The following is a 9,300-nucleotide window of genomic DNA, read 5'->3' as shown; positions in this document are numbered from 1 at the left end:
CGTACTGGTTTAAAGTTAATCCACTATAAAATTCAAAACATATACAATAAAATGAATACAACAACCGCCGATACACTATTCCGGGAAGCTCACTCATTCATGACCCAAATCCCGCCCGATTTTGCCGCCGCAGTCCCTCTGTTGCAAAAAGCGGCAGACGAAGGGCATACGGAAGCAGAATTCCATCTTGCAGGCTGCCTGTTGCAAGGACAAGGCATACCTGCCAACCGTGAAGCCGGCATACGCCTGATGCAGCAAGCGGCGCGTGACGGTCATCCCTACGCCAGCTACAACCTTCTTCAAATCCAAGAAGCACAAGGCATGCCGCTCAATACCCTGCTTCCCTCCTATCGGGAATTGGCAGAGGCAGGCATTATCGAAGCGCAGCTCAAGCTGATGCGCGCTTATCATGACGCTGGTCAGCACGAAGAAGCGGTCGATTGGGCCGTACTTGCCGCGCGTCAGCAAAATCCCCAAGCCCTATATTTCTTAGGCCAGCATTGCCAATACACCTCGCCGCCCGATTATCCCCAATCACACCAGCTCTACCAACTTGCCGCCAAACAAGGATTTACGCCTGCCAATTGGCAGCTCGGATTGCAATACAAGCTCGGTCAAGGCGTGGCACCGGACCTTGAACAAGCCGCCCAACACCTGTACATCGCGGCAAGTGACAACATCGCGCCTGCACAGGTCGCCCTTGCGGAAATCCTGCTCCCGACCCACCCCGACAAAGCCATCCAATGGCTGGAAACCGCCGCCAAACAAAACAGCAGCGATGCTTACGCCAAGCTCGCAGAAATCCATCTGCTGGGCAAAGACATCCCGAAAGACACGGATAAAGCACGCCGCTACGCCAAAGCAGCCGCACGCCGCAATCATCCCGAAGCGCTGCGTTTGCTTGGCGATATCTACCGCTACGGACTGGGCATCCTTCCTGAACCCTCCAAAGCGCGCCATTACTATCAGCTTGCCGCTGATTTGGGCAATCTTGCCGCACACCAAAAACTACTCGCGGACATTGCCCTGAACAATAAGCAAAACTATCCCCAAGCCAAAGAACACGCGCTGCAACGCCAACAGGCGGAGCAATTCTATCAGCTGGCTTTTGCCGCCCATTACGGTCTGAACCGCGCTCCCGACCATGCCGAAGCGCTGACGCTCTATCAGCAGGCGGCAGATTTGGGGCACAGCAAAGCGCAAACCAATCTCGGCATGATGTACTACAACGGTCATGGAACAGAGACCGACTATACCCAAGCCGCCAAATGGTTCGCGCAGGCGGCGCAGCAAAAAGACACAATGGCGCAATACAACCTCGCCTGCCTCTATTTCCACGGAACAGGCGTCCGCCGCAACACAGCCTTAGCCTGCCGTTGGCTTGAAACTGCCATTAACGACGGTCACGAGCAGTCTGAAATCCTCAAGCAACTGCTGGCGCATTGGAAACAACAACTTCCATAACATTGCCCGCGTGGCAACATTTCTCCGAAGAAGCTGCCAACGTTTGGGAATCCCTCTAAACCATTGTCTCTGCGTTGTGATTAATGGGGTGCCGTTCTACGATAGGTCATATCACTTGCCCCATTCAAACAACAATATAAAAGGTCGTCTGAAAACCCTGATTGAGGATTTTCAGACGACCTTTGTCTATACTAATTGCCTGTTTGGATATTAAAAATCCAATTCCGCTTTCAGCCAATAAGTACGCGGCATGCCGACTACGGCGAAGCTGCGGTCGTATTGGCCGCGCTGTACCTGCCAGTAGTTTTTATTGAACAGGTTTTCCACCGAGCTGCTGACGGTCAGGGTATTTTTGCCCAGCTTGGTTTTGTAGCGCGCGCCTACGTCAACCAAGGTATAGGACGGCAGTTTATATTGGCGTTCAGTATCTTGGAAAGACTTACCGTAGTATTGGATATTGCTTTTCAAAGTCAGACCTTCAACAAATGGCGTATCCCATTCGATACCTGCTTTGGCAATAACACGCGGGCTAGCAACCTGATTACCATTTGTTAAAGTATTATTGTAACGCGGATAATCCTTCAACTGCGCTTTCAGATACATAATGCCAAAGCTCGGACGAAGGGTTTTATTCATCAGGTTGGCATACGTATTAAACTCAACACCACGGTTGATTTCTTTACCATGCTGCTCTTGCGTGTTGCGCCAATAACCCGGACGGACGATTTGGAAAGCGTTCAGGCTGGTTACAACATCACCCCAGTTTTTTCGTACACCCATTTCAATCTGTTTGCTGACACGAGGTTTGGACATTTCTCCAGTATCCTCGTTAGTCGCACCCGGTTCCAAATCTTGCATATAGTTTCCATACACTACCATACCAGTATTAGGCACCCAAGCCGCTGCAAACATCGGGCTGAACCGTTTTTTGCTGAACTTCACAGTAGAAGAGCGGCGGTTTGCATCAGTTTTTGCATTGCCTGTCAAATTTGGATGAGCAGTTTGTTTTACCCATTGATAACGTCCGCCCAAGGTTAAACGGATAGTATTATCCGCGAAACCCAAAGTATCGGATATTGCAAGGCTGGGAGTCTCATAAGTCGTATGCTCTGTGCCTTGTATATTGGCAGGATTGTTGCGGTGGGTAACAGGGAAAACAGGGTTGTAGATGTTGGTATCCAAGGCATCGCCGTTGCGCGTTCCCTGATCGTGGTCGCGGTGTCGTTTAATATAATCGAATGAGGTAGCCCAATTGTGAACAACCGGACCGGTTTCAAATTCACCACGCGCTTTCAAATTACCGCTTGTTGTGCGTGAAAGGAATTCAAACGGTTGTGCGGCCTGCGCCGTGTAATTACCTAAATTACCGCCTTTTGCACGGTTTTTCATGAGCAGTTGTGTAAACGAACCTTTATACACAGACTCCATATAACCTAAACCACCGCTAATCTGCATATTGTAGTCAGTATCGTATTCGAAAGTCAGTGCATTCGTCATGGTCTTAGTAGTTTGCTCCTGCCAAGACGGGACAAGCAGGGTTTTGCCGCTCGGTGCGGCAGGCATGGCAAAGTTAAGATCCTGCATTTCATGAATACGCGCACGACCTCCCTCTGTATTACGGTGGTTATACATCGAATCGAAAGACAGACGTAATTTCTCACCACGATAATCAGTATTTAATGCAAATTCCTGATTATCTTCCTTATAACCTTTACGGGCGGTTTCACCTTTGCGGTATTTACCATTGAAACGGATGCCAAACTGTTTGTTTTCACCAAAACGCTGACCGATATCGATTGCGCCTTCGGTACGATTTTTACTGAAAACCGCTAAACCGATTTTTCGGTTGCCTTCATCGGATGCTTTTTTGGTTTCGATGTTGACAGAAGAACCTGCTGCACCTTCAGGGTCCATACCGACAGTGGAACTTGAAGCACCTTTAATCAACTGTGCAGAAGAAACGCCGGCAGTCGGGGTGTGGTAATAAGAATAAAGACCTGCCAAGCCATTGATACTAAACTGGCGGGCATCAAGTTGCAAACCACGGACATAGACGCCTTGAATGGTGTTGCTTTCACCGCCGAACTGCATGGTAGAGGCATCGTTCTTGGCGATTGTATCGACTAATGTACGGGATGCGTTGTTTTCCAATACTTTTTCATCGTAATTGACAACCGTAATCGGCGCTGTGAAAGCATTGGCTTTACCAAGTAGTCCCAAGTTCACGCGGTCGCGCAAGTCGCCGTCGCTGGCGATGGAGTAAGAACGGGCAGCTTTGACGCGTTTGGCGTCGGCGCGGACATGAACTTCCTGCAACTGCTGTTGCACAGGGGTTTCAGGTGTCGCTTCATCGGCGGCATAAGAAAACGCGCTCATAATCAAAAGCGGCATCAGGGCTAATTTGCTGTTCATAGATTCCTTCTGTCTCTGAGGTGGGTTATTTTTATTGCAATAAGCGTTAAAAATCACAAAGTAATTTTGCTGCGGAATTATATTTGATAACATTCTGCTTTTCTATAAAAAGTGATGATAACTATTTGTAAAAACAAAAATACAACATAAATCAAAACTTTTTCTATAGTAATTATAAATTATTTTATTAAGCAGAGAATCCGGGTTTCAGACGACCCCTGCCCGCTGGCCTGCCTCAAGAGACAATGCACATGCAAAAATGGCAAATCGAGCTTTATTCCACGCCGTCTTGGCTGTTACAGACCTTATTGATGGTCGCCGCCGCCTCGGCGGTGATTCTGTTTTTGGCACGCGAAACGCGCTTCGGGCGTGAGTTTGCCTATATCCTGCGGCTGTGCCTAACGCCGAAAAGCGCGGTCAAAGTCTTGCTGCTGATTACGGCGATGATTGCGCTGCTGTTAACCGAAGTGCGGCTGAATGTATTGAGTACCTTTATGTCCAAAGGGCTTTACGACTCGATGCAGGATTTGAACGCCTCCGCGTTTTGGATGTTTGCAGCGATGAACACGGGCGTGGTGCTGGTGCGGGCATTTAACAACGTCGTCAACGACTTTCTCGATCAAGGCTTGGCGATTAAATGGTCGGAGCGGCTCAATGAAGTGCTGACAACGCGCTGGCTTGCCGACAAAAACTACTACCGCCTGCAAATGCGCCGCCATGCGCCGGACAACATCGACCAACGTATCCAACAAGACGCGCAGGATTTCATCACTTCGACCATAGAATTTGTGCGCGGCATGGTCAATTCGGTCGTTACCTCGCTCGAATTTGCCGTCGTTTTGTGGGGCTTGGCGGGCATCCTGACCGTGTTCGGCTTCGACATTCCGCACGGCATCGTTTGGTTTGTCTATATGTTTGTGATTTTGGCGACCTTTATCGCCATGTGGATAGGCAACCCGTTGATTCGTTACAACTATGAAAACGAAAAACTCAACGGCGACTACCGTTACTCCCTCATCCGCGTGCGCGACCACGCCGAAAGCGTGGCGTTTTACAGCGGCGAACAACACGAACACGATCAGCTTGCCGACCGCTTCAAAGCCATCATCCGCAACCGTTGGCGCATCGCCCGCCAAAGCGTCTGCTTAAGCGGCTTTAACGATATGTTTACTAACGGAATCAAGCTCTTCCCCATTATTTTGCAAGCCCCGCGCCTGTTTGCCGGACAAATCAAAATCGGCGACATTCAGCAGACCGTCCAAGCCTTCGCCCGACTGCAAAACGCCCTCTCCTTTTTTCGAATGTTCTACAACAAATTCACCGCCTACCGCGCCCGATTGGAGCGTCTGTACGGATTCTTGTTGAGTATGGAAGAACAACACAGCGCGCAGCAACCCGACATTACCGAAGTTTCAGACGACCTCTCACTGGAAAACGTCGCCCTGTTCCGCCACAACGGCGAAATCCTGTTGAGCGGCATCAACGTCAACCTCAAAAGCGGCGATTCCCTACTGATACGCGGCCCGAGCGGTTGTGGCAAAACCTCGCTGCTGCGCGCGCTGGCAGGGCTTTGGCCGTTCGGCAGCAGCGGCAAAGTCAGCCGTCCGCCGCATCAAGACATCCTCTTCCTGCCGCAACGCCCATACACGGCGCAAGGCAGCCTGCGCGACGCGATTTGTTATCCTGACATCGACAAACAGCATCCTGAGCTAGCCGAAGCCATGAATACTTGCCGCTTAGGTTATTTGATTAATAAATTAGACAAAACCGACGACTGGCAACACAAACTCTCCCCCGGCGAACTGCAACGCGTTGCCTTTGTCCGCGCCCTGCTCTCGCAGCCCAAAGTTATCCTGCTCGACGAAGCCACCGCCGCTTTGGACGAACCGACCGAAGCCCTGCTCTACCGCGCCCTGAAACAAAAACTGCCGCAGAGCATCATCATCAGCATCGGCCACCGCAGCACGCTCAACGAATTTCACGATTTCAGTCTTGATATCGGCAACGTAACTTGCGATTGAATTTGAAGCGACGAGGTCGTCTGAAAACCCGTAAGGGTTTCGCCAAAACGAGCGCAGCGAGTTTCGCTAAAACTTTTTCAGACGACCTTTCTGCTAAAATCACACGCTTCAAATACAAGGGAAACCCGCCATGCACGAAATCAAATGTCCGCACTGCCACACCGCGTTTACCGTCAACGAAGCCAGTTACGCCGACATCCTGAACCAAGTCCGCACCCAAGAATTTCAAACCGAAATCCACGAGCGCCTGCAACAGGCGCAGATGCAGTTTCAAAGCGATATGCAGCTTGCCCAAGCGCAGGCGCAAAATCAGTTCGACAAAATCCTAGCCGACAAAAACCACGAAATCGCCGCCCTGTCCAACCAAATCAACGCCTACGAAAAAGACAGCAAACTCGCCGCCGCCGAAATCGAAGGTCGTCTGAAAGCGCAAATCGCCGAACAGGATAAATTGATTGCCGAATTGAAAGCGCAGGCAAAATCGCTGGAAACGGCGAAAAACATGGAAAAAGAGCTGGAAATCACCAAAGCTGTTGCCGAAAAAGAGCGCGAATTGGGCAATTTGAACACGCAGCTCATGCTGCAATCCAAAGAAAACCAGTTGGAAAAACAAAGCCTGCGCGAAAAATACGAGGCCGAACTCAAACAAAAAGACGAAACCATCGCCTTCTATAAAGATTTCAAAGCCAAACAGTCCACCAAAATGATAGGCGAAAGCCTTGAGCAGCACTGCGAAACCGAATTCAACCGCATCCGCACCACCGCCTTTCCCCAAGCCGTATTCGGCAAGGACAACAACGCCAAAACCGGCAGCAAAGGCGACTACATCTACCGCGAAACCGACGAAGAAGGCAACGAAATCATCTCCATCATGTTCGAGATGAAAAACGAAAACGACGAAACCGCCACCAAAAAGAAAAACGAACACTTTTTCAAAGAGTTGGACAAAGACCGCAGAGAAAAAAACTGCGAATACGCCGTACTCGTCTCACTCTTGGAAGCCGACAGCGACCTCTACAACAACGGCATCGTCGACGTGTCCTACGCCTACCCGAAAATGTACGTCGTGCGCCCGCAATTCTTTATCCCCATCGTCTCCCTGTTGCGCAACGCCGCGCTCAATTCATTGAAATACAAACAAGAATTGGCACAAATGCGCGCGCAAAACATCGACATCACGCATTTTGAAGAAGACTTGGACAAGTTCAAAACCGATTTCGCCCGCAATTACGAACTCGCCAGCCGCAAGTTCCAAACCGCCATCGACGAAATCGACAAAACCATCAGCCACCTGCAAAAAACTAAAGAAGCCCTGCTTTCTTCGGAAAACAACCTGCGCCTCGCCAACAACAAAGCAACCGACCTGACCGTCAAAAAATTAGTGCGCAAAAACCCGACCATGAAGGCCGCCTTTGCCGCGTTGGAGAAAAAAGAGGATTGAGATTTGCTTCGAGAATGAAAATAGAAACGCCAGCCGGCCGTTAAGCCCGCGCAAGCAGGAGTGACGGCGGACGGGTATCTCGTTTTCTATCAGTCCATGAACAAACTCATTTATCCACTATACAAAAAGGTCGTCTGAAAAATGAACCACCACAAATCTTAGACAGATAAAAGACTATCCAGATAATCGGTGCAAGCCGGGTTCTACATCAGGAGGAGCGAGAAATGAAGGGAAACAAGTTACATTCAAACCATATGACCCTTAAAATCATTTTGCTAGGTATATTTTTGTTATCTTGCAACCCCTCCTACGGCAAGGAGAGACACATGCAATCTGATGCCAATATGTCATTAAATGACAGCGTGTATATTTCTAAAGCCGAGCTGGAAAAGTTAAAAATCGATGCCTCTTCTAGTAATGGTCAAGCAGCATCAAAATTAGCTCATTATTTTGCTTTTTATGAGTTTAACCAAGATAAATTTATATTTTGGTTAATTCGGGCCGCTGAGTCGGGCAATACTCAAGCACAACATGATCTTGCCTATATATTCTTTGATCATTACCAAGACAGTAAAGATAAAAACAAATTATATGAAGCAGAAAAATGGGCTCTGCATGCTCAAAAAAATGGAATGCCTATTACTGGCTTACTAACTGAAATACAAACTGAAAAACAGAATTTGACAAGATAAACATATCAGCAAACGGTCAAGTCAAAATCGGACAAAGTGCGGGCACCTGAAACTGCTTGCCCCGATAGTCCGTGTCTTTATCCGAGCAGGCGCATTCAACGGTATACGGGCAGCAGTCAATGGCGACAAAACAGTGCTAGAATTTTTTACACCTAAGGGGATATGAAACATTATCGTTTACGACAACGTTTCTAATGACGGGGAATACAATTTTTTAGCAACACTGTCATGATGTTCTTCTTGAATATCAAATCTACAACAGACTCTATAAAGGAGTATATGATGAAACCAAGCTGTATTTTGACGGTCTTATTACTCGTTCCATTCACTGCTGTTGCAGGTCCGGAGCTGACCATGACCAAAGCCCAGTTCGAACGCGCTCAAAAGCAAAAAATTTACCGCTTCGACGGCTATCCGACAAAAAATACCTTCAACGGCAAAACTGCCAAACTTAACATGAAAGACCATTACGCCCGTACGTTCCGCACCCGGCTGCGTGAGGTTTTAGCAGAAAACCGTCCCAACGCCGCCGGCAAATATTCCACTTTCGGTTTCGGTTGCGGCACGTCAGGCTGTATCGAAGCGGGTGCAATTGACAATACCACGGGAACGCCGATTCAATTGGGCGATCTGCTGTTAGGCTGCGGAGATATTGATGAGGACGGCGACTTCCGTTCCGATCCGAAGAGTAACCTGGTCATCGCCTCCGGTTGTCTTGAGGGACACTTACAAGATAAGGACGGTTCAGAACAATTCGGTCATCATTATTTCCTGATCGACAAAGGCAAATTCAAGCACTTGCGCTCGGTCAGAGTGAAAAAGTAAGCCATGGAGTTTGATGAATTCGGGAAATGAGAAACCGAACAGGAATTGGCTGAACTGAAACAAAAATACGATCTGTAATCCGGTTTCAGACGACCTGCCAAATGCAATTTCAAAAGGAGTTAATAATGGACGATGATTTTCAAAACAACCCTGCTCATGACTACTTACCACAAAATAATTTTCATGGACTTTTTGATGAAAATAAACATGAAAATAAGCCTGCCGACGGCACCCAAATCCTGCGTGTTATTCTCAGAAAAGCCTTCATCGCTTGGATACTTTTATGTATCTATCTTTGGTTCCGGCTGCCTTAGTGCGTTATTCTGCTTCCCAGACGACCCTTTCGGGTCGTTTTTCTCTTTCCTTCCCTCTATCCCATTACGTCATAAATCAGCAAAGCCTGCTTGAGGACTTTTTATAGTGGATTAAATTTAAATCAGGACAA

7 protein-coding genes are annotated in these 9,300 nt (G+C 48.4%); 6 read left to right on the top strand and 1 reads right to left on the bottom strand.

All coding sequences use genetic code 11. The features are described 5' to 3' along the window. Nucleotides 1-51: 51 nt before the first annotated feature. Complete coding sequence (locus tag HMPREF3277_RS08160) at nt 52-1,464, top strand: tetratricopeptide repeat protein (protein WP_070870766.1); 1,413 nt, start codon at nt 52-54, stop codon at nt 1,462-1,464. A gap of 210 nt (nt 1,465-1,674) precedes the next feature. Here HMPREF3277_RS08160 and HMPREF3277_RS08155 read toward each other — a convergent pair whose 3' ends face one another. Continuing rightward, a complete protein-coding gene (locus HMPREF3277_RS08155) occupies nt 1,675-3,876 on the bottom strand; it encodes a TonB-dependent receptor (protein ID WP_070870710.1) in 2,202 nt (733 codons plus the stop codon). Between the two features lie 251 nt (nt 3,877-4,127). On the opposite strand from HMPREF3277_RS08155, the gene HMPREF3277_RS08150 reads away from it, so the two are divergent. The 5 genes from HMPREF3277_RS08150 (at nt 4,128) to HMPREF3277_RS08130 (ending at nt 9,169) form a co-directional block, all read left to right on the top strand. Further along, on the top strand, nt 4,128-5,897 hold the full coding sequence (locus HMPREF3277_RS08150; protein ID WP_070870765.1) for an ABC transporter ATP-binding protein/permease: 1,770 nt from the start codon (nt 4,128-4,130) through the stop codon (nt 5,895-5,897). A 130-nt stretch (nt 5,898-6,027) separates the two neighbouring features. After that, nucleotides 6,028-7,338: a DUF2130 domain-containing protein gene (locus HMPREF3277_RS08145; protein WP_070870708.1), complete on the top strand. Its 1,311-nt coding sequence runs from the start codon at nt 6,028-6,030 to the stop codon at nt 7,336-7,338. A gap of 326 nt (nt 7,339-7,664) precedes the next feature. Beyond that, entirely contained in the window at nt 7,665-8,030 is a 366-nt protein-coding gene (locus HMPREF3277_RS08140; protein WP_070870764.1) for an SEL1-like repeat protein, read from the top strand. A 279-nt stretch (nt 8,031-8,309) separates the two neighbouring features. Next, nucleotides 8,310-8,855 (top strand): hypothetical protein, encoded by a 546-nt coding sequence (locus tag HMPREF3277_RS08135; RefSeq protein WP_246830786.1) that lies wholly within the window; start codon nt 8,310-8,312, stop codon nt 8,853-8,855. 125 nt (nt 8,856-8,980) lie between these two features. Beyond that, entirely contained in the window at nt 8,981-9,169 is a 189-nt protein-coding gene (locus tag HMPREF3277_RS08130; RefSeq protein ID WP_246830785.1) for a hypothetical protein, read from the top strand. Nucleotides 9,170-9,300: the final 131 nt, after the last annotated feature.

Source organism: Neisseria sp. HMSC70E02 (assembly GCF_001838645.1).
GTDB lineage: Bacteria > Pseudomonadota > Gammaproteobacteria > Burkholderiales > Neisseriaceae > Neisseria > Neisseria macacae.
This window is presented reverse-complemented; position numbering and strand designations above follow the sequence as displayed.